Consider the following 19431-nt stretch of genomic DNA (forward strand, 5'->3'; position numbering starts at 1 on the left):
CGTGGGGGGGGGGGTGGGGGGGGGGGGGCGCCCGCCGCCCCCCGCCCCCGTGGGGGGGGGGGGGGGGGGGCCCCCCCGCGACCAGCCACGACGACAGCCGCAGCCTGCAACGCCACCGTACGGGGCAGCCCCTGCCCAGCCCCGAGAAGAGGGCAACCACGACCCGGCGGCCCACGGCTAGAAGAGCACGAGTTCGGCGAGGATCGCGGCGCCGAGGAGCACGTCGAGCACGACGCAGAACTCGGAGAGCGAGCGGGGGACCACCGCTCCGCCGCGCCGCAGGTGCGCCACGTCCCAGGCGGCGTGCGCGACGAGCGTCACGGCGACCAGGACCAGTCCCGCCGTCGGCGCGAGCGCGAAGCCCAGCGCGACGAGACCGCCGTAGGCGAGCAGCCCGGCCGCCTCGACGGTGACGGGCGTACGGGAGACCCCGAGCGCCAGGGCGACCACGGTCAGGATCGCGGCGACGACGCCGAGCGTGACCAGCGGTCCGGCGCCCAGCACGCCGCCCGCGACGATCAGGACCGAGCCGCCGGGTATCGCGGCCCACGCGACCCATGGACGGCCGAGGGCCGCGGCACTGAAGTAGCAGGTGGCGGCGATGGCGACGACGATCCCGACGGTCGTCCGGTCGGCGCCGGTGAGGAAGGACGAGACGGCGGCGAGCGCGCCGACCACGGCGGGCCAGCGGTGCCGGAGCGCGTGTCCGCGCGAGTGCCCGTGCGGGTGTCCGCACGAGCCGGAACGGTCGATGGCTTCGCTCGTGGACGGGTTCATGGCAGTCATCGTGCTCCGCACCGCCCCGGCGGGCCCGTCCGCAGGGCGCGGATGTCCGCAATCCTGCGGAGCTGGGCCGCATGGGCCCGGATCCGGCTTATCGTCACCCTTCATGGAGACGGAGACCCGTTCGATCCTGGTCGTGGGCTACCACGGAGCCGAGCTGCTCGAAATCGCCTCGGTGACCTCCGCGTTGACCGCGGCCTGCGTCGAGAGCGGCGGCACCCCGTACGACGTACGGCTGCTGACCCCCGGCGGCCGGGCCATCACCTGCGCGACCGGGCTGCGGCTGGAGGCGCAGGGCGTGCTGGAGCTGCACCGCGAGCCCGCCGACACCCTCGTGGTCTCCGGCGGCTTCGGGGCCATGGAAGCGGCCGGTGACCTGCACCTCGTCCGGCACGTCCAGCGCCTGGCCACGCTCGTACGGCGCGTCGCCGCGGTCTGCACCGGCGCGGGGATCCTGGCCGCCGCGGGCCTGCTGGACGGGCGCCGGGCCACCACGCACTGGGGCTTCGCGGACGAACTGGCCCGCCGCCACCCCGAGGTGAAGGTGGACCCGCGCCCCCTCTTCGTACGCGACGGGTCCGTCTACACCTCGGCGGGCATCACCGCCGCGCTCGACCTCACCCTCGCCTTCATCGCCGAGGACCTCGGCGGCGCGGTGGCGCGCGACGTGGCCCGTGCCCTCGTCGCCTATCTCCAACGCCCGGCCAACCAGGCGCAGATCAGCGTCCACGTCGCCGCGCCCGCGCCCGCCGATCCGGTCCTGCGCGGCATCCTCGACCACATCGGCAGCCGCCTCGACGGCGACCTCACGGCCCCGGGGCTGGCGGCGGAGGCGGGCATCAGCGCCCGGCACCTGCGCCGCCTCTTCCGGACGCATCTCGGCCAGAGCCCCGCCCAGTACGTACGGCGCACCCGCGCGGAGGCCGCGGCGCATCTGCTCACCTCCACCGCGCTCCCCCTCGCGGGCGTCGCCAAGCGCTGCGGCTTCGGCACCACCGAGAGCATGCGGACCGCCTTCCTCGACTTCTACGGCGTCCCCCCGTCCCGCTTCAGCACGACACCCCGGTCCGTCTGGTAGAGCCACCGCCACGCGACGGCGGCCATGGGGGCCGGTGGGCGGGGCCCGCCCGTCCGGCGTCCGGGTGTGCCCCACGCGCGGTGGCCGAGGAGGCCGAGCACGGCGGGCAGCAGCAGGGCCCGTACGACCAGGACGTCGAGGGCGATGGCCAGGACGAGGCCGACGCCGATCATCTTCAGAAAGGTGACCGAGGAGGCCGCGAAGCCGCCGACCACGACGGCGAGCAGCAGTCCCGCGCCGGTGATGACGCCCGCCGTGCGCTGGAGCGCGACGGCGACGGACTCGGCGGGGTCGCCGGTGGCCCGGTAGCGCTCGCGGACCCGGGAGAGCAGGAACACCTGGTAGTCCATGGCGAGTCCGAAGGCGATGGCGACGATGAGGACGGGGAAGTTCGCGTCCACGGCGCCCACCGCCTCGAAGCCGAGCACGCCCGCGCCGAACCCGTGCTGGAAGACGAGGGTGATCACCCCGAACGCGGCGAGCAGCGACAGCGCGCTCATGGCCACGGTGATCAGCGGGACGGCGAGCGAGCGGAAGGCGACGAAGAGGACGAGGGCCGAGACGACGGCGACGAACAGGCCCATCCACAGGGCGCGTTCACCGATCATGTCGACGATGTCCACGCGGGAGACCGGCATGCCGGTGAACTCGGTCCCGGCGCCCGCGGGCGGCTTCTGGGCGCGCAGGTCGCCGACCATGGCGCGGGCCTCACGGGACATCGGGTCCGGCGCGTAGCGCAGGGTGATCCGGGCGAGGTCGCCGTGCGTCCCGGTGACGGCGGCGTCCTCGACGCCCTCGACGGCCGCGAGCCGCTCGGCATACGCGGCGACCCCGTCGGCCCTTCCGCCGTGCAGGTCGACGACGGCCGTGACGGTCCTCGTGGGGTCGTGGTCGAAGCGGTCGGTGAGCTCTTGCCCGACCTCGCGGGCGTCGGCGCCGGAGGGGAGGACCCAGTCGGCGGGCCGGGCCCAGTTCACGCCGAGCGACGGGGCGGCGAGCCCCAGCAGGGCGACGACGAGCAGCGCGCTGGTGAGCAGGGGGCGCCGCATGACCGTACGGGCGGTGCGGTACCAGCGGCCCTTGCCGTCCGGGCGGGCTCCCGCCGTACGGAGGAACGGCAGCCGTCCGGCGCCGATGCGGTGCCCGGCGAACCGCAGCAGCGCGGGCAGCAGGGTGAGCGAGCCGAGGACGGCGAAGACCACGACGGCGACGGCCGCGTACCCCATCGAGCTGAGGAAGCGGGAGGGGAAGAGCGCGAGTCCGGCGAAGGAGATGGCCACGGCCAGGCCGGAGAAGGCGACGGTGCGTCCGGCGGTGGCGGTGGTGCGCGCGACCGCCTCCTCCACGTCGGCCCCGGCGTCCAGCTCCTCCCGGAACCGGCCGACCATGAACAGGGCGTAGTCGATGGCGAGTCCGAGGCCCAGGATGGTGATCACGTTGATCACGGAGCTGGACAGCTCCGTGAAGAGGGACAGTGTCCGGAGCACGACCAGCGAGCCCAGCGCGACGAAGACCCCCACGGCCAGCGGCAGCGAGGCCGCGACGACGCCGCCGAAGACGACCAGCAGCAGCACGAGCAGCACCGGCATGGAGAGCATCTCGGCGCGGGCGATGTCCGCGCCGGTACGGGCGTTGACCTGCTCGGTCATGGCCGCGGTGCCGCCGAACCGTACGGTGACGCCGGAGGAGTCCGGCACCGTGAACCGGTCCTTGATCTTCTCCAGCGCGGCCACCTGGTCCTGGTCGCCGTCGGCGGCGAACTGGACGGTGGCGTAGGCGGAATGGCGGTCCCGGGAGACGAAGTCACCGGCCCGTTCCGCGCTTCCCTCCCGCAGGGACCAGTACGAGTCCAGGCGCGCGACCTCCTCGCGGGGCACGTCGTCCAGCGCCTCGCGGACCGGCGCGGCGAAGGCCGGGTCGTCGACGGTGTGGTCCTCGCTGCTGTAGAGCACGACCAGGTCGGCGGAGTCGCGGCCCAGCGGACCGGCGAGCTTCCGGTCGGCGCTCACGGACTCGCTCCGCGGGTCGTCGAACCCCGCCCCTCCCGTCAGCGTCCCGAACGTACCGGTCCCCCAGACGCCGCCCAGCACGGCCAGCAGCACCGCCGCGACCACGACCCACCACCGACGGCGTGCCGTCAGCCGTCCCCACGACGCGAGCATGAGTACCCCCAGAAAAATAGATAGTGGATAGTTCTATTTCCGATAGCTGGACTATCTATCATGGGGACGGAGCAGCGCAAGCCCAGAAGTTCGACAGCCGGAAGGATCAGCAATGCGCATCGCGGAGCTCAGCAGGCTCAGCGGCGTACCGACGCCAACGATCAAGTACTACCTACGAGAAGGGCTCATGGCGCCCGGGGAGCGCACCAGCCGCAACCAGGCGCAGTACGACGAGCGGCATGTGCACCGGCTGCGGCTGATCCGCGCCCTTCTCGACGTGGGCGGGCTCTCGGTCGCCGTGGCGCGGGACGTCCTCGCCGCGCTCGACAGCACGGACACCGGCACCCACAAGCTGCTGGGCGCGGCGCAGCAGACCGTCACCCGGACCCTCGCGTACTGCGACGACGACGCGCGCGAGGACGCGACAGCGGAGATCACCGCGCTCGTCGAGCGGCTGGGCTGGAAGGTCTCGCCCGGGAGCCCCGCGCTCGCCGCCGCGGCCGAGGTCCTCGGCGCCCTGCGCCAGCTGGGTCAGGACGACTTCGCCGACCGGCTGGAGGAGTACGCGCGCGCCGCCGACGCCGTCGCCGCGACCGACCTGGACGTCGTCCGACGCCGCGACGGCATCGACAGCATGGCCGAGGGGGTGGTGCTGGGGAACATCCTCGGCGACACCCTCCTGGTCAGCCTGCGCCGCCTCGCGCAGGTGCACAGGTCAGCCGAGGAGTTCGGCCTGTGAGGCGGGCCGCCGTCACGGCGCCGTGCTCGTGGGCAGGAAGAAGCCGCGCGGCAGCGGGTCGCCGGGGTGGAGCAGCAGGGTGTGGTGGCCTGTCGGGTAGGCCGTGCCCTGCACCTCGGGGACGACCGCCGGGTGGCCGTGCGCGGTGGTGGCGGTAGTGGCGGTGGTGGCGGTGAGGCGGCCGGTGAAGACGGTGTCGATGATGCTGCGGTTGATGAACTTCCCCTCCGTGTCCAGCTCTCCGCGCGCCGCCAGCGTGGCCAGCCGCGCGCAGGTGCCGCTGCCGCAGGGCGAGCGGTCGACCTGGCCGTTGGCGAAGACCGTCACGTTCCGCTCCTCCACGAGTCCGGGGCCCGCGGTCAGCCGGTCGTAGAAGATCACGCCGTAGAGGCCCCCGATCCGTGCGTCCCCGGGGTCCGTGAGGGTGTGGCGGCCGAGGATCCCGGCCTTGATCTGGGCGCTGAGGCGGACGAGTTGGGGGAGGTGGGACGGGGTGACCTCCAGGCCGAGGGTGGCCGCGTCGACCATGGCGTAGAAGGCACCGCCGTAGGCGACGTCGACGCGCGTACGGCCGTGCGTGGTCGACAGCTCGACGTCCCGCGCGAGCGCGTACGAGGGAACGTTCACGAACCGTACGGACGGGTGGCCGCCCTTGTCGCCGACGGCGCAGGTCACGCGGCCGGACGGGACGTCGAGGACCAGGGTGCCGTCCGGGCGCGGCGCCGCGTAGCCGGTGGTGCGGGCCCAGACGGCGGCGGCGATGGAGCCGTGCCCGCAGGCGGTGCTGAAGCCGTCACGGTGGAAGAAGACCAGGCCGAGATCGGCCCCGGCGTCCTCGGGTTCGGTGACGAAGCAGCCGTACATGTCCGCGTGGCCCCGGGGTTCATGGGTGAGCAGCACGCGCACGTCGTCCAGGCGGGCCATGGCGTCGTCCCGTTTGTCGAGCATGGTCGCGCCGCGCGGCGGCCGTACGCCGCCGACCACGATCCGGAACGGCTCACCGGCGGTGTGGTAGTCGACGGTGCTGATCATCTGGGCCTGTCCGTTCATGGCAGTCATGGCAGTCATGGCACCTCCGTGGGGAATCGGGCTTGAGTCCGGGGAACAGACAGTGCAATGTGAAATTGTACTGATCGCCTCGTGCGCACGAAGGAGTGTCCATGAACGAGTCCGGGATCCATACGGTGAGCCACGACCTGCCCGTGTCCGAGGAGTTGAGGAGCTTCCTCGCCCAGGACTGGGCCCCGGCACCGGCGGCGGACGTCGCACCGCTGCCCGCCGCCCGGCACACCGCCGCGCGCAGGGAGAGGCTCTCGGCCCTCTTCCCCGGCGAGCGGCTGATCGTTCCGGCCGGAGAGCTGCGGGTGCGCTCCAACGACTGCGACCACCGCTTCCGCCCGTACAGCGCGTACACCTGGCTCACCGGTCTCGCCGGGGAGGACCAGGCCGGGCACGTGCTGGTGATGGAGCCCTCGGGGCCGCACGGTCACGAGGCCGTGCTCCATCTGCGGCCCCGCTCGCCGCGCGGGGGCGGGGACGACGCCTTCTACCGGGACCGGCGCTACGGCGAGTTCTGGGTCGGGCGCCGCCCTGACCTGGACGAGGCCGAGCGGATGACCGGCCTCCGCTGCGCCCACCTGGACCGGTACGCGCACGTACCGCCCGGCCGCCTGGCCGGTGAGGACCCCGAACTCACGCGCGCGCTCAGCGAATTGCGGCTGGTCAAGGACGCCTGGGAGGTCGAACAGCTCGACCTCGCGGTGCGGCACACCGTCTCCGGCTTCGAGGACGTGGCCCGCGCCCTGCCGCAGGCCCTCGCCCACCACCGGGGCGAACGCTGGATCGAGGGCGTCTTCAACCTCCGGGCCCGCGCCGAGGGCAACGGCACCGGTTACGAGACGATCGCCGCGTCCGGCGCCCACGCCTGCGTCCTGCACTGGATACGCAACGACGGCCCCCTCGACCCCGGCGACCTCCTGCTGCTCGACGCGGGCGTGGAGACCGACACCCTCTACACGGCGGACATCACCCGCACCCTCCCGCTCTCCGGCCGGTTCTCCTCGGCCCAGCGGCAGGTGTACGAGCTGGTGCTGGCGGCCCAGGAGGCGGGCATCGCCGCGCTGCGGCCGGGCGCCAGCTTCCGCGACTTCCACCGCGCGGGCATGCGCGTCATCGCCGAGGGGCTGGCCGAGTGGGGCGTCCTCAAGAGCCCGGACGGCGACCTCCACCGCCGCTACACGCTCTGCAGCAGCGGCCACATGCTCGGCCTCGACGTCCACGACTGCGCCCAGGCCCGCGCCGAGACGTACCTCGACGGGGTCCTCGCCGAGGGCCATGTGCTGACGGTCGAGCCGGGGCTCTATCTCCAGCCCGACGACATGACGCTCCCGCCCGAGCTCCGCAGCATCGGCGTACGTATCGAGGACGACCTGGTCATCACGGAAGGCGGCGCCCGCCTGCTCTCCGGGGCGCTGCCCCGCACCCCGGACGAGGTCGAGGAGTGGACGGGGACGCTCCGCGAGTCCTGACGCTGAGGGAATGTCAGACCCTCCTGCCACGATCGGCACATGGGATTCTTCGACGATCTGGTGCTTCCCGGGGAACCGGCCCCCGAGCGGACCGCGGTGGTGCGATTAGGGCCGCCGGGAGAGGACGCGGGGCGGTACACGCCGCCTGTCGACTGGTACGCGCCGGTCCTCGTGCCGCAGCGCGCGGTCGTCGGCGGTGGCCCGCACGCGCGGGTGGTGATGACGGGTTGGTCGGTGTGGCCGGGTGCGGTGACGCTGCATCTGTCCGTCCACCGCAGGGTCCACTGGCAGGAGGCCGACGCGCGGGGGCAGTGCGGGCTCAGGGTCGGCCTCCGGTTCTCCGACGGCCGCCGGGTAACGTCGCTGGACGCACCGGAGCAGCGCCGGATGACGTGGACGGATCCGGAGACCGGCAAGGAGGTCGTGTCGGCCACGCAGCAGGCCACCGGGCTGATCCCGCTGGACACGAGCCTGGGGCAGCCGCACCGGTCCACGTTCCGGACCGGCGTCGATCTCTATCTCGCGGAGCTGCCGCCGCCCGGCGAGACCCGGCTCGTCGTCGAATGGCCGGACGAGGGCGTTCCCGAGACCCGTACGGCGGTCGACGCCTCGGCCCTGCGCGCGGCGGCGGCCGAAGCCGTCGAGGTCTGGCCGGGGCTCGAACGGCCCGACCCGGCGGGGCAGCCGAGGTACTTCACCCAGATCGAGATCAGCGGTCCTCCCGCCTTCCTCGCCCCGCCGCTCAGCTCCCACCAGCGGGCCGCGCTGCGCCGCCAGGAGGAGGCGCGCGTGCGCTACGTGCCGCGGGCCGACTGGGAGCGGATGGGCTTCCGCGACTGGGAGGACGCCGCGCTGGTCCGGGCCCGGCTCGACGGCGGCGCGCCGCCCGACGGGCTCCCGGGGTGGCGGGAGTCCCCGCTGCACCTGACGGCGGAGCGTGGGGCCGGGGAGGCGGTGGCCGCGCTGCTGGAGCACGGCGCCGGGCCCGACCCGCGGGACGACCACGGGCGCACCCCGCTCTGGCACGCCGCGTGCGCCGTGGACGAGACCGGAGTCCGCGCGCTGCTCGCCGCCGGGGCCGACGCCTGGACGCCACAGACCGGCCCCTGGTCACCGGGGCTTCTGCTGCTGACCACGCCGCTCGCCCAGCTCGTCGCGGAGCTGCCGGGTGCTGAGGAGCTGCCCGCCGAGGAGGCCGCCGCCTTCCGCGAGGCGGACGCGCTGATCGCGGCGTTCAGCACGCACGAGCGGCGGTGGACGGAGGGGCTCGGGGTCTGCTTCGTCCGGGACCTGAGTGAGGACGAGGTGATCCGCCGCCTGGGCGCCGACCCGGCGGAGTGCCCCAGAGCCGACGCCGACAACGCGCCCTTCGACGTGCGGGACTTCGACGCGGGCCTCCACCATGTGGGCGTGACGCGCGTGCCCGGCACCCCCGGTGGCTGCGTGCTCACCCAGCAGGGGTACATACCGGGCGACCGGGCGCTGCTGGAGGCGATATCCGCGGGCACCGCGGCGTACGGGATCTACTTCAACCCCAAGGGCGGCACCTTCGGCCACCTGGCGCGCGACGGGGAGTCCGCCGGGCACGAGGAGATCGGCCTGCCCCCCTTCGAGTCGGACCCGCCCGCCCACTGGCACTTCCGCTTCTGGCAGCGCGGGGCCGACGTCGCCCACGGCGCGGACGTCTTCGCGTACGCCTGCGCCGCGGCGGGCCTGCGCCTCACCGACGGCCGGGAGGCAGTCGACCGCCGCGCCCCACGTCGCTGGGTCGAGCTGCCGCCACGGCTCCGCCGGTGAGGCGCGGTCAGGTGCGATCAGACGGTCAGGCGGTCAGCCCGTGGCCCGCTGACCGGCGAAGCAGCCACCGCAGTTGTGGTACGTCACGTCCCAGTGGTTGCCCTCCTTGTAGTAGATGTTGCCGCTGCCCGACTTCCACTTCGAGCCGCCGATCGAGGTGAAGGTGCCCTGGATGTAGTTGTTGAGGCAGTTGGAGAGGCCGAAGTCGACCTTGTAGCCGTTCCAGTGGCTGTACGTGCCGCCCGCGTGGCCGGTCTCGGTGCCGCCGGTGAGCCGGATGGCGCAGCCGCTGGCCGACTTGAGCGTGATCACGCCGTCCACGGTGGCGGAGTTGATCTGGTCGAAGGAGGTGCAGTTGGGCTTGTTCCGGTCCGAGCAGCCACCGCTGGAGGTCCAGGTGATGCCCGCCGCCTTGAACTTGCCGGTGGCCTGGGAGTGCGACAGCTTGGCCAGGACGCCGACGCCGTCAGCGGCGCTCGGGGCGCTCGGGGCGCTCGGGGCGCTCGGCGCGCTCGGCGCGGCGTGGCCGACGCCCGGCACGGTCAGCGCGAGCGTGGCTCCGGCGGCCACGGCCACCGCCATACGGGTCCGGGTGGACCAGGGTCTGCGGGTGCTCTTCATGGCGTTGTCTCCCTGGGTCGGAGGAGGGGGCGGTCCGGTCAGATGCCGCAGTCGGGCGCCGACCAGGTCTTGCTGTCCTTGTGGTCCACGTGGATGTGGTCGTCGTGGTCCGGGTAGCCGGGCCCGAGGATGGTGTTGAACCCGTGGTTGCGGGACGCCTTGGCGATGTCGCAGAGGCTGTGCGGGGTGACGCCCATGTCCGCCGCGTAGCCGTACATGTGACGGCTGTTCGGGGCGCCGCCCACGTCCGCGTTGCACTGCTTGGAGCGGAAGCCGCTGGTGATCCGGATGGGCTTGTCCCCCATCGCGTGGCGCAGCGCCTCCAGCTTCCACATGGTGCGCTTGGCGTGCTCCTTGGCGTCGGCGGCGGAGACCATGCCGCCGCTCCAGTCGGAGTTGCACGTGTTGAGCTCGGCGAAGTCGAAGTGGGCCGGGCTGCAGTCGTCCTTCTGCAGCCCGTAGATCTTGTCGAACGTCGCCTGGTCCGCCTTGCCGGTCTCGGGGAGTCCGTACGCCTTCTGGAAGCGCTTGACCGCGGCCGTGGTCAGCGGGCCGAACTCGCCGTCGGGCTCCAGGACCTCACCGGAGGCCGGGTAGCCGCCCAGCCGGATCTGGAGCTGGGTGACCGCGTCGCCGGAGGCGCCTTCGGCGAGCTCCGTCTTCCAGGTGTAGCAGCCGTCGGCGAGCCTGGTGTCGACCGGCTGGGCCGCGCCGGGCGCCGTGTCCGCCTGCGCGATGGTGGTGGCGCCGACCGCGGTCGCGAGGGCCGCCGCCAGTCCGATGGCCGCCTGTACGGAACGTCTGTGCATCGGGACCTCCTGTGGGGGGCGTCAAAGGCCCCGAGAGTGGCTGCCCTTACAGGTGCACGTCAACAGTCTGTTGGAGTTGCCAATGGGCGAGCCAGTGGCGCCGCCCCCGCTCCCCGGCCCGCGCGCCCTCCCGTCCCAGGCCAGGAGCCCGTACCGTCGGAGGCCGGGCAACGCGGTGAAGGGGAGCGTGATGGACAAGCACCGGGGCGAACCCTCCGACAAGCCATGGACTCCCCCGCCCGAGCCGCCCAGCCCGGACGGCGGCCCGCCGGGCGACGATTCGGCCCGCGGCGGAGGCGGCGCATGACCACCCGCGCACGCGCCGGGCAGGCCGGGCGCGACAGCGGTTCCGGCCGTGACGGGCAGGACCGCGCCCCCGCGCCTACGCCCACGCCTCCGCCCGCACCCCTGCCCGCGCCCTCGGTCTCCGGCGACTGGTCCGACGCCCTCCGCGCCGTGCCCCGCGCGCACTTCCTGCCGGACCGCATATGGCCCTGGGACATGGACACCGGCACCGCCACCCCCGCCGACCGGCGCACCGACCCCCTCGCCTGGCGGCGATGGGCCGAGGCCGACGTGCCGATCGTCACCCAGTGGGACGACGGACGGCACACCGGCGACGGGCCCGGCCAGGTCCCCACCTCGTCCTCGACGACGCCGCACCTCGTCGCCGCCATGCTCGACGCGCTGAACGCCGAGCCCGGCATGCGCGTTCTGGAGATCGGCACCGGCACCGGCTGGACCACCGCGCTCCTGGCCCACCGCCTCGGCGGCCGCAACGTCACCAGCGTCGAGATCGACCCGGACCTCGCCGAGACCGCCCGCGCCCGCCTCAGGGCCGCGGGCCACCATCCCACCGTCCTCACCGCCGACGGCACCGGGATCGGCCACGGCCCCAGCTCCGGTCCCGGTCCCGGTCCCTACGACCGGATCCTCTCCACCGTCGCCCTCCGCCGCGTTCCCCCGCACCTGGTGGCCCAACTCCGGCCCGGCGGGCTCCTCCTCGCCCCCTGGGGCACCGACTACAGCCATCAGGACGCGCTCCTCCGCCTGACCGGCCACGCCGACGGGACGGCCTCCGGCCCGTTCCTGCGTCCGCTCGAATTCATGAAGGCCCGCGGCCAGCGCACTCCCGACCCCCGCACGGAGGACTACGCTCCCGCCGACTGGAGCGCCGCCGGACCGCCCGCCACCACCCGGCTCGCTCCGCAGGACCTGGGCACGGCCCCCTTCGCCCCCGCCCGCTGGGCCCTCGGCCTCGCCCTTCCCCGTACGGCACACCGCCTCGGCCGCCCCTGCCCGGGGGCCCACTCCGGCTGGTGGTATTCGCTCACCGACCGCTCCTGGGCCGCCGCCTCCTGGCAGCCCGACGCCCCCGCCAAGATCTGGCAGGGCGGTCCGCGGAAGCTGTGGGACCAGGTGGAGAGCGCCTGGCACTGGTGGGACGGCAACGGACGCCCCGCGCACGACCGTTACGGACTGACCGTCGCCCCCGACGGCACCCACCACCCCTGGCTCGACACCCCCGACCGCCCCCTCCCCGCCACCCACTGAGAGTGCCTCGGAGCCAGGGAGGTCGCGGGGCGGCACGGGGCGCACGGGCCTCAACGGCCCGTGATTCACTGGCCCTTCGGATCGGCGAATCGAGGTGTGGTGTGACGAACGTCCCGGATCTGGCGCTCGCCCGGAAGGTGCTGGCGGCCCAGCCGTTCAGCCAGCTGCTCGGCGCTCGCCTGGTGTCCTTCGGCGAGGGCGGGGCGACGCTGGAGCTGGACATCCGCGACGAGTTGCGCCAGCAGAACGGCTTCCTGCACGGCGGTGTCCTCGCCTACGCCGCCGACAACACCCTGACCTTCGCCGCGGGCACCGTGGCCGGTGCCCGGCTGCTGACCTCCGGGTTCGCGATCGACTATCTGCGCCCCGCCCAGGGCGTCCTGCTGCGGGCGCGCGCCGAGGTGGTGCGGGCCGGGCGTTCGCGGGTCGTGTGCCGCTGCGACATGTCGGCCGTGGACGAGGAGGGCGTGGAGACCCTGTGCGCCGTGGCGCAGGGCACGATCGCGGTCCCCGAGCCCGCCCCGGAGGGCTGAGGGCCGCCGCCGCGAAATCCGGTGGCGGTCCGGCCGTACCCTCGGGATGATCACGCCATGTCCCCCTTCCTGGAGACCGGCCGCCTGGTGCTGCGCGCCTTCACCCCGGCCGACGCGGACGCGCTCCTCGCGCTCGACAGCGACCCGGAGGTCATGCGGTTCATCAACGGCGGCCGCCCCACCACGCCCGAGGCCGTCCGGCGGCGGACCCTGCCCCGGCTCCTGCACGACCACCCCGGCCTCGGCACCCGGGGCTTCTGGGCCGCCGAGGAGCGGGCCACCGGCACCTTCCTGGGGTGGTTCGAGTTCCGCCCGCTGGCGGACGACACCCCCGCCGTGGTGGAGCTGGGCTACCGGCTGAACCGGAACGCGTGGGGTCACGGCTACGCCACCGAGGGCTCCCGCGCCCTGATCGACAAGGGCTTCACGGAGCTCGGCGTCGAGCGGGTGACCGCCAACACCATGGCCGTCAACGCCGGCTCCCGCCGGGTCATGGAGAAGTCCGGCCTCTCCTTCGTCCGCACCTTCGTCGGCGACTGGCCGGAGGCGATCCCGGGCAGCGAGCACGGCGAGGTCGAGTACGAGCTCACCCGCGCCGAGTGGGCCGCGCGGAACGGACGAGGCTAGGCGGGCGGGATCGCGGCGATGCAGGCATCGGACCTCCCGCGGGCCGTGGCCGCGGCCAGGACGACCGCCGCGTCGCTCAGCCTGAGAGCCGACGACGCGACCGTTCTCCATGACTCGAACAGGCTGACCCTGCGCCTGCTGCCCTGCGACGTCCTGGCCCGCGTCGCGCCCGTGGCCGGTCAGGCCGCCCGGTTCGAGGTCGAGCTCGCCCCACGGCTCGCCGCGGCCGGGTGCCCCGTGGCCGCGCTCGACCCTCGCGTGGAGCCGTACGTCCACGAGCGCGACGGCTTCGCGGTCACGCTCTGGACCTACTACGCGACCTCCGAGGCGCCCGGGGCGCCCCGCGAGATCCCGCCGCCCGACTACGCCCGTGCCCTCGAACGGCTGCACGGCGGCATGCGTACGCTCCACGACTCCGACTCCGACGTCCCGGTGCCGCACTTCACGGACCGGGTAGAGCAGGCCCAGCGGCTCGTGGCGGACCGCGACCGCACACCCGCGCTCGCCGACGCGGACCGGGAGCTGCTCGGCGACACCCTGCGGAGCCTGCGCCGTACGGTCGCCGGGCGCGGCGGCCCCGAGCAGCTGCTCCACGGCGAACCGCACCCGGGCAACCTGCTCGCCACGGCCGCGCACGGGCCGCTCTTCATCGACCTGGAGACGTGCTGCCGCGGCCCCGTCGAGTTCGACCTCGCCCACGCGCCCGAGGAGGTCGGCGCGCACTACCCCGGCGCCCGTCCCGGCCTGCTGCGTGACTGTCGGACCCTCGTGCTGGCCATGATCACCACCTGGCGCTGGGACCGGGACGACCGGTTCCCCGACGGGCGCCGCCTGGGAACGGAGTGGCTCAGCCAGGTACGAGCGGCAAGGATGCGGCCATGAAGCAGACATTGAGCCGGCGGGAAGCGTCGGAGGCGGTCCAGGACCAGGGGTGGCGCCTCGTGCTGGGCACGCTGCGCACGGCGGTGCCGGTGGGGTCGCTGGCCCAGGCGGTCGGCGTGGCGGCGGACGCCGTCGCGGTGTGCGGCGACGACGCCGACGGCCATCTCCGGGTCGACGCCCGCCCGGACAGGGTCGTCCTCGCGCTGCAGTCCCTGGACCACGCGGCGGTCACCAGCCGGGACGTCGAACTCGCGCACCGGATCTCCGCCGCCGTGGAGAAGGCCGGGCTGGCGCCAGGGGCACGGCAGTCCGTCCAGCTGGTGGAGATCGCCGTCGACGCGCTGGACATCGCCGCGATCCGGCCGTTCTGGAAGGCGGTGCTGGGCTACGCCGCCGAGGCGGGCGCCGACGGGCCGAAGGACCCGCTCGTCGATCCCGCCGGGCAGGGCCCGGCCGTCTGGTTCCAGCAGATGGACCGGGCGCGCCCGCAGCGCAACCGCCTCCATCTCGACGTCAGCGTCCCGCACGACGAGGCCAGCCGACGGATCGAGGCCGCGCTGGCGGCCGGGGGCCGACTCCTGTCGGCGGCCCGCGCCCCCGCCTTCTGGGTGCTCGCCGACCTCGAAGGGAACGAGGTCTGCGTCACCACCTGGCAGGGGCGCGACGACCGCTAGGGGATCTCGCAGGGGCTAGTACGCGCTCAGCACGCGCCGGGCCACCCGCCGTACGCCCGCGTCGAGTTGGGGCTTGGACGGGTGGTGCCAGCGCTGGTACTCGACGTAGATCACCAGGTTGCCCTTGCGCGCGGTCAGCGTGTGGGTGCGGGTCATCTCCGCCTTGTGGCGGAAGGTGTCGCGCTCCAGGCGGGCCTCGTCCCCGATGCCGGAGAGCTCGGCACCGCCCGCGCCGTCCGCCGAGGTGATCTCGGCCTTCGCCTGCTTCGTCGCGCCGTCGCCGGTCAGGGGCGAGTCGGGCAAGGCCTTGACGCGTACGGTCAGGCTCGGCGACAGATCGGTCTCGGACTCCCAGTGGCAGCCGGTGACGCGGCCGTCGGAGCCGCCCTTCGGGGTGGTGTCGAGGGCTTTGACGCCCGGCGCGAGCCCGGCCGCCTCGGAGCGGAGGCGGGCGCAGACGGGCTCGGCCTTCGTGATTCCGCCCCCGGCCGGGCGCGCGAGGCGCTTCGCGGCGGCGGGGACGTCGGCGCCGAGCCGTTCCAGCACGTCGGCCGCCGCCACGCGCGCCGCCGCCTCCGCCCGGTGCCGCGGCGGCACTTCGCCCCACCGGTACGACGTGAGGGTGTTCGTACGGGCCTTCACCCGCACCGTCACATTGCGGTGGCGGACCAGGACGTGGGCGCTGGAGATCCCGGCGCGCATCGAGCCGAACGCGTTCGACTTGGCCTCGTCGCCCAGGCCCCTGAGGCGGTGCGCGTCGGCCAGCGGCCTGTCGACGTCGTCGTCGAACGCGTCCTCGTCCTTCTCCCGGCCCGCCTTCCTGAACGCCTTCTCGGCCACCTCGACGGCGGGGGTCGGCTCACGCCCGCCGGGGGACGGCGAGGAGAGGCCGGGCTTCTCGTCCTCGCCCGGCTGGTGGGCGGTGACTGTCACGTCGAGCACCCGGTCCGCGTGCCGGGGCGTGTACCGCTCCTCCCAGGCACAGCCGACGGGCGGCGGCATCCCCTTCCGGTACACCCGCATCGCCTTGCGCGCCGTCGGTGAAACGGCCTCGCACGCGGTGCCGACCTTGTCGGGCCGCAGGTCGCCCTTGCGCCAGCCGCGCTCCGCCACCGGGGTGCCGACCGCGCGCGGCGCGGGTTCGGCGGCGTAGCGCCGCGTGTCGCCGCCCGAGCGCGGCAGCGGATAGGCGACGACGCTCATCCTGCCCTCCCTGTCCGCGCGGCGCAGGTAGACCCGCTCGTCGTCCCAGACCGCGGCGATCTGCGGCTGTACGCCGGATTCCGCGATCCGGCCGATGGTGCGCTCCTTGCCGTCCTCCGTCCCGAGGGTCACCAGCCAGGGAACGGGCAGCCCCTTGCTGCCCTTGCCACCCTTCATCTGCCGTACGGCCAGCAGCTTGTCCCTCCAGACGCCGAGCACGCGTGCCCCGTCCCTGCGCTTCTTCCAGCGCACCTCGCCGGTGCGCAGGTCGTACGCGTACAGCGCCGAGTCCCGTTCGTACCCCATGACCAGCGTGTCCCCGCGGACGTACGGTCCGGTGTCCCTCTGACCGTCGTCCTGCGTGCCGCCGTCCCCGGAGAAGCCGCTGAGCTGCTTGCCGATCGTGTGGACGGGCCTGCCGTCGGAGTCGTACGTCTGGAGAAGACGGTGGCCGTCCCTGCTGATGTCCAGGACCAGGGGCTCGTCGGAGACGATGCCGCGCAGCTTGTCGGCGACGCGGTCCGCCTTCGTACGCCAGACGGGCTCGGGCTTCCCGTCCTCGTACAGCGCGAAGTGGGCCGGGGCGCCCTCGGCAGCGGGCATCCAGCCCGGCACCCGTTCCTTCGCGTTCCCCACCGGGGCCTCGCGGACGGCGAGGTGACGGCCGTTGTGGTCCACGTCGTGCGCGCACGCCTTGTCGCTCTTGAGCCGGGTCCCCAGCGGCTTGCCGTCCCGGGTGCGGAACTGCTTCACGCCGTAGCAGTCGAGGGTGACGGTGGCCGCCTCGTCCCCGACGCTGATGTCGCCCTCCCCGCCGCCCGGCTTCCGGCCGACGTCCCGGGCCCATCCGACCTCGCCGTCCGCCAGGTTCACGGTCCCCGCGTACGTGCAGGCGCCCTTCTTCCCCTTCTCCTTCTCCGCGGTGAAGAAGACCCCGCCGAGCCCGGCCGCGTTGGGCTCGGCCGACGTCCCGCAGACGCCGCTCGTGCCCTTGGGCGTCTTCAGCGTCCACCGCTTCTTGCCCGTGCGCGCGTCGTATCCGCGCAGCTCCTCGCCGTCCCGCAGGGCGAGGACGCCCTCGCCGGTCCAGACGACATAGCCGCTGTGGCTCCGGCTGCCCTGCCCGAGGGACGCCTCCCACGCCTTCTTCAGCTTCTTCGGCTGCGCCGCGGCGCGCGGCTTGTCCTCGTCACCGTCGCCGGATCCCCCGCCGGTGCAGGCGCCGATGGCGAGCAGTGCGCAGAGCACCGCGAGCGCCGCGGCCGCTTCGGCGCGCGTAGGCGCAAGTCGTCCCATGAGTGCTGTCCCCCGATTCCCCCTGGCCGTAAGGGCGGAGGCTAACGGGGCCGCGGCGCGCGCTGTCAACCAGTACGGATGTCAACCTGTGAGGTCTCAGGGTCGGCGCTCAGGCCCCCGTGAAGCGGGGGGCGCGCTTCTCCAGGAAGGCGTGGATGCCCTCCTGCCCGTCGGCGGTCCCGAAGAGCGCGCCCAGCGCGGCCTGTTCGGCCGAGAGCGCGGCCCCCAGCTCCTGCGCCACCCCGCCGTCCACGATCCGCTTGGCCGTACGGACCGCGAGCGGGGCCCGCGTGGCGAGGCGTACGGCGAAGCGGAGGGCCCGCTCGCCCAGCTCCTCCGGCTCGGCGACCTCGCTCACCAGCCCGCGCCGCGCGGCCTCGTCGGGCCGCACGCGCCGCCCCGTCATCACCAACTCCTTGGTGAACCGGGTGCCCGCGGCCCGCGCCAGCCGCTGCGTCCCGCCGCCGCCCGGGATCAGGCCGAGCGTGACCTCGGGGAGGGCGAACCTGGCGCGGCCGGAGGCGAGGATGAAGTCGCAGCACAGCGCGACCTCGAAACCGCCGCCGAAGGCGTAGCCGTTCACGGCGGCCACGGTGGGCTGCGGCAGGGCTTCGAGCGCGTCGAAGACCTGCCGCGAGGCGCGCTGGTACTCCAGAAACGCGTCGGTGCTCACGCCCGCGTACTCGCCCACGTCGGCACCGGCGATGAAGCCGCGCCCGGTGCCGGTGAGCATGAGCGCGCGTACGGCGCTGTCCTGGCGGACGCGGACGAGCTGCTCGCCGAGCGCGGCGACGAGTTCGCCGGAGAGCGCGCCGAGCTTCTCCTCGCGGTCGATCCTCAGCACCCGTACGACGCCGCTGTCCTCGACCGCGTGGTCCTGGACCACCAGGTGGCGGTACGGCCGCTCGGCCTCGCGCGCCGTCACGGCGGGCAGCTCCTCGCGGGCGCTCACCGGGCCACCTCCCCGACCGGTCCGGCCGGTCCGACCTGTCCCACCAGGTCTGCCAGGCTCTCCGCGTCGAGCACCTCGCCCAGCACCTCGGCGGTGTGCTCCCCCGTACGCGGCGGGGCGAGCCGCTGCCGCCAGGGGGTGGCGCTGAACGTGACGGGGCTGCCGACCAGCTCGACCGGGGTCCCCGCCGGTCCTTCCACGGTGACCAGCAGCTCGGAGCCCTCCTCTCGCAGCTCGTCCACCGCCTCCCGGGTGGTGCGCACGCGGGCCGCCCAGACGCCGCGCGGGAGGAGCGCGTCGAGCCAGTGCTGGACCGTACGTGTACGGGTGAGGGTCTCCAACGCGCCCTTGGCCTCGTCCCGTTCGGTCCAGGCGTCGAAGTCGGCCAGGTGCGGGGCGCCGACGGCCTCGGCGACCGTCTCCAGCGGCGCCATCGCGACGGCCAGCCAGCCGTCGCTGGCCTCGTACACGCCGAACGGCGCGGACAGCCACGCCTGGCCGATGCCGGAAGCGGACCGCCGGTAGTCGGTGCCCTGGTTCACGAACGCCGAGATCTCCTGGCACTGCATCGCGATCGCGGTCGAGTAGAGGTCCACCTCCACCCGCTGGCCCACGCCGTGCGTGGCGCGGGCGAGGAGCGCGGCCATGATGCCGTTGGCGAGGGTGAGCGCGGTGGCGTGGTCGACGATCGCCGTGCCCGCCGGGGTCGGCGGATCGGTGCCGCGCCCGGTGGCGGCGGCGAGGCCGGACATCGACTGGATGAGGAGGTCCTGTCCGGGCCGCCCCGCCCTGGCGAAGCTGGTCTCCTGCCCCCAGCCGGACCCGGAGCAGTAGACGATGTCCTCCCTGACCGCCTTGAAGTCCTCGTAGCCGAGGCCGAGCCGGTCCATCACGCCGGGGCGGAAGTTCTCCACGACCACGTCGCAGGTCGCCCCGAGCTTGAGCAACGCGTCCCTGGCGCGCGGGTCCTTGAGGTCGAGGGCCACCGAACGCTTGTTGCGGTTCATCGCGAGGAACGCCGCCGACTCCCCGTCGACGTACCCGCCCATCATCGCGAGGTCCCGCTCCCACTCCCCCGCGGGCCGTTCGACCTTGATGACGTCCGCGCCGAAGTCGGCCAGGACCTGGGTGCCGAACGGGCCCAGCATCATCTGGGTGAAGTCGAGCACGCGTATCGCGTCGAGCGCTTGCAT

Annotated in this window: 17 protein-coding genes; 9 read left to right on the top strand and 8 right to left on the bottom strand. The window is 74.0% G+C overall.

Annotated elements, in window-relative coordinates; translation table 11 throughout:
- Window positions 1-177: 177 nt before the first annotated feature.
- On the bottom strand, window positions 178-777 hold the full coding sequence (locus ACGF3A_RS26640) for a hypothetical protein (protein WP_393732852.1): 600 nt from the start codon (window positions 775-777) through the stop codon (window positions 178-180).
- Between the two features lie 112 nt (window positions 778-889).
- Here ACGF3A_RS26640 and ACGF3A_RS26645 point away from each other — a divergent pair, with 112 nt between their 5' ends.
- A complete protein-coding gene (locus ACGF3A_RS26645; RefSeq protein WP_393732853.1) occupies window positions 890-1861 on the top strand; it encodes a GlxA family transcriptional regulator in 972 nt (323 codons plus the stop codon).
- On the opposite strand, the gene ACGF3A_RS26650 is transcribed toward ACGF3A_RS26645, so the two are convergent.
- Window positions 1810-4023: an MMPL family transporter gene (locus tag ACGF3A_RS26650; protein WP_393732854.1), complete on the bottom strand. Its 2214-nt coding sequence runs from the start codon at window positions 4021-4023 to the stop codon at window positions 1810-1812. The genes ACGF3A_RS26645 and ACGF3A_RS26650 overlap by 52 nt on opposite strands.
- Before the next feature lie 112 nt (window positions 4024-4135).
- Here ACGF3A_RS26650 and ACGF3A_RS26655 point away from each other — a divergent pair, with 112 nt between their 5' ends.
- Entirely contained in the window at window positions 4136-4762 is a 627-nt protein-coding gene (locus ACGF3A_RS26655) for a MerR family transcriptional regulator (protein WP_393732855.1), read from the top strand.
- Between the two features lie 12 nt (window positions 4763-4774).
- On the opposite strand, the gene ACGF3A_RS26660 is transcribed toward ACGF3A_RS26655, so the two are convergent.
- Entirely contained in the window at window positions 4775-5830 is a 1056-nt protein-coding gene (locus ACGF3A_RS26660) for a proline racemase family protein (protein WP_393732856.1), read from the bottom strand.
- Window positions 5831-5922: 92 nt separating this feature from the next.
- Here ACGF3A_RS26660 and ACGF3A_RS26665 point away from each other — a divergent pair, with 92 nt between their 5' ends.
- Both ACGF3A_RS26665 and ACGF3A_RS26670 read left to right on the top strand, forming a co-directional pair.
- Window positions 5923-7290, top strand: a complete 1368-nt coding sequence (locus ACGF3A_RS26665; RefSeq protein ID WP_393732857.1) for an aminopeptidase P family protein — start codon at window positions 5923-5925, stop codon at window positions 7288-7290.
- 39 nt (window positions 7291-7329) lie between these two features.
- The gene (locus tag ACGF3A_RS26670) at window positions 7330-9087 is read left to right on the top strand and encodes an ankyrin repeat domain-containing protein (protein ID WP_393732858.1); all 1758 of its coding nucleotides are present in this window, start codon (window positions 7330-7332) and stop codon (window positions 9085-9087) included.
- A 33-nt stretch (window positions 9088-9120) separates the two neighbouring features.
- Here ACGF3A_RS26670 and ACGF3A_RS26675 read toward each other — a convergent pair whose 3' ends face one another.
- The gene (locus tag ACGF3A_RS26675; protein ID WP_393732859.1) at window positions 9121-9708 is read right to left on the bottom strand and encodes a hypothetical protein; all 588 of its coding nucleotides are present in this window, start codon (window positions 9706-9708) and stop codon (window positions 9121-9123) included.
- 38 nt (window positions 9709-9746) lie between these two features.
- Entirely contained in the window at window positions 9747-10517 is a 771-nt protein-coding gene (locus ACGF3A_RS26680; RefSeq protein WP_393732860.1) for a D-Ala-D-Ala carboxypeptidase family metallohydrolase, read from the bottom strand.
- A 303-nt stretch (window positions 10518-10820) separates the two neighbouring features.
- Here ACGF3A_RS26680 and ACGF3A_RS26685 point away from each other — a divergent pair, with 303 nt between their 5' ends.
- The 5 genes from ACGF3A_RS26685 to ACGF3A_RS26705 all read left to right on the top strand — a co-directional run bounded on the left by ACGF3A_RS26685 (window position 10821) and on the right by ACGF3A_RS26705 (window position 14787).
- Complete coding sequence (locus tag ACGF3A_RS26685) at window positions 10821-12071, top strand: rRNA adenine N-6-methyltransferase family protein (protein WP_393732861.1); 1251 nt, start codon at window positions 10821-10823, stop codon at window positions 12069-12071.
- Between the two features lie 101 nt (window positions 12072-12172).
- Window positions 12173-12604: a PaaI family thioesterase gene (locus ACGF3A_RS26690; RefSeq protein WP_393732862.1), complete on the top strand. Its 432-nt coding sequence runs from the start codon at window positions 12173-12175 to the stop codon at window positions 12602-12604.
- A gap of 57 nt (window positions 12605-12661) precedes the next feature.
- Complete coding sequence (locus tag ACGF3A_RS26695; RefSeq protein WP_393732863.1) at window positions 12662-13231, top strand: GNAT family N-acetyltransferase; 570 nt, start codon at window positions 12662-12664, stop codon at window positions 13229-13231.
- An 18-nt stretch (window positions 13232-13249) separates the two neighbouring features.
- Entirely contained in the window at window positions 13250-14113 is an 864-nt protein-coding gene (locus tag ACGF3A_RS26700) for a phosphotransferase enzyme family protein (RefSeq protein WP_393732864.1), read from the top strand.
- Window positions 14110-14787 (top strand): VOC family protein, encoded by a 678-nt coding sequence (locus ACGF3A_RS26705; RefSeq protein ID WP_393732865.1) that lies wholly within the window; start codon window positions 14110-14112, stop codon window positions 14785-14787. The genes ACGF3A_RS26700 and ACGF3A_RS26705 overlap by 4 nt, the downstream gene beginning before the upstream one ends.
- A gap of 15 nt (window positions 14788-14802) precedes the next feature.
- Here the strand turns inward: ACGF3A_RS26705 and ACGF3A_RS26710 are convergent, their stop codons facing one another.
- From ACGF3A_RS26710 to ACGF3A_RS26720, 3 genes are all read right to left on the bottom strand, one after another.
- The gene (locus ACGF3A_RS26710; protein WP_393732866.1) at window positions 14803-17286 is read right to left on the bottom strand and encodes a PQQ-binding-like beta-propeller repeat protein; all 2484 of its coding nucleotides are present in this window, start codon (window positions 17284-17286) and stop codon (window positions 14803-14805) included.
- Window positions 17287-17395: 109 nt separating this feature from the next.
- Window positions 17396-18238: an enoyl-CoA hydratase/isomerase family protein gene (locus ACGF3A_RS26715; RefSeq protein WP_393732867.1), complete on the bottom strand. Its 843-nt coding sequence runs from the start codon at window positions 18236-18238 to the stop codon at window positions 17396-17398.
- On the bottom strand, window positions 18235-19431 hold the full coding sequence (locus tag ACGF3A_RS26720; RefSeq protein ID WP_393732868.1) for a CaiB/BaiF CoA transferase family protein: 1197 nt from the start codon (window positions 19429-19431) through the stop codon (window positions 18235-18237). Before ACGF3A_RS26720 ends, ACGF3A_RS26715 begins: the two co-directional genes overlap by 4 nt.

Origin of the sequence: Streptomyces sp. NPDC048172, assembly GCF_043202595.1 — a bacterium.
Lineage (GTDB): Bacteria > Actinomycetota > Actinomycetes > Streptomycetales > Streptomycetaceae > Streptomyces.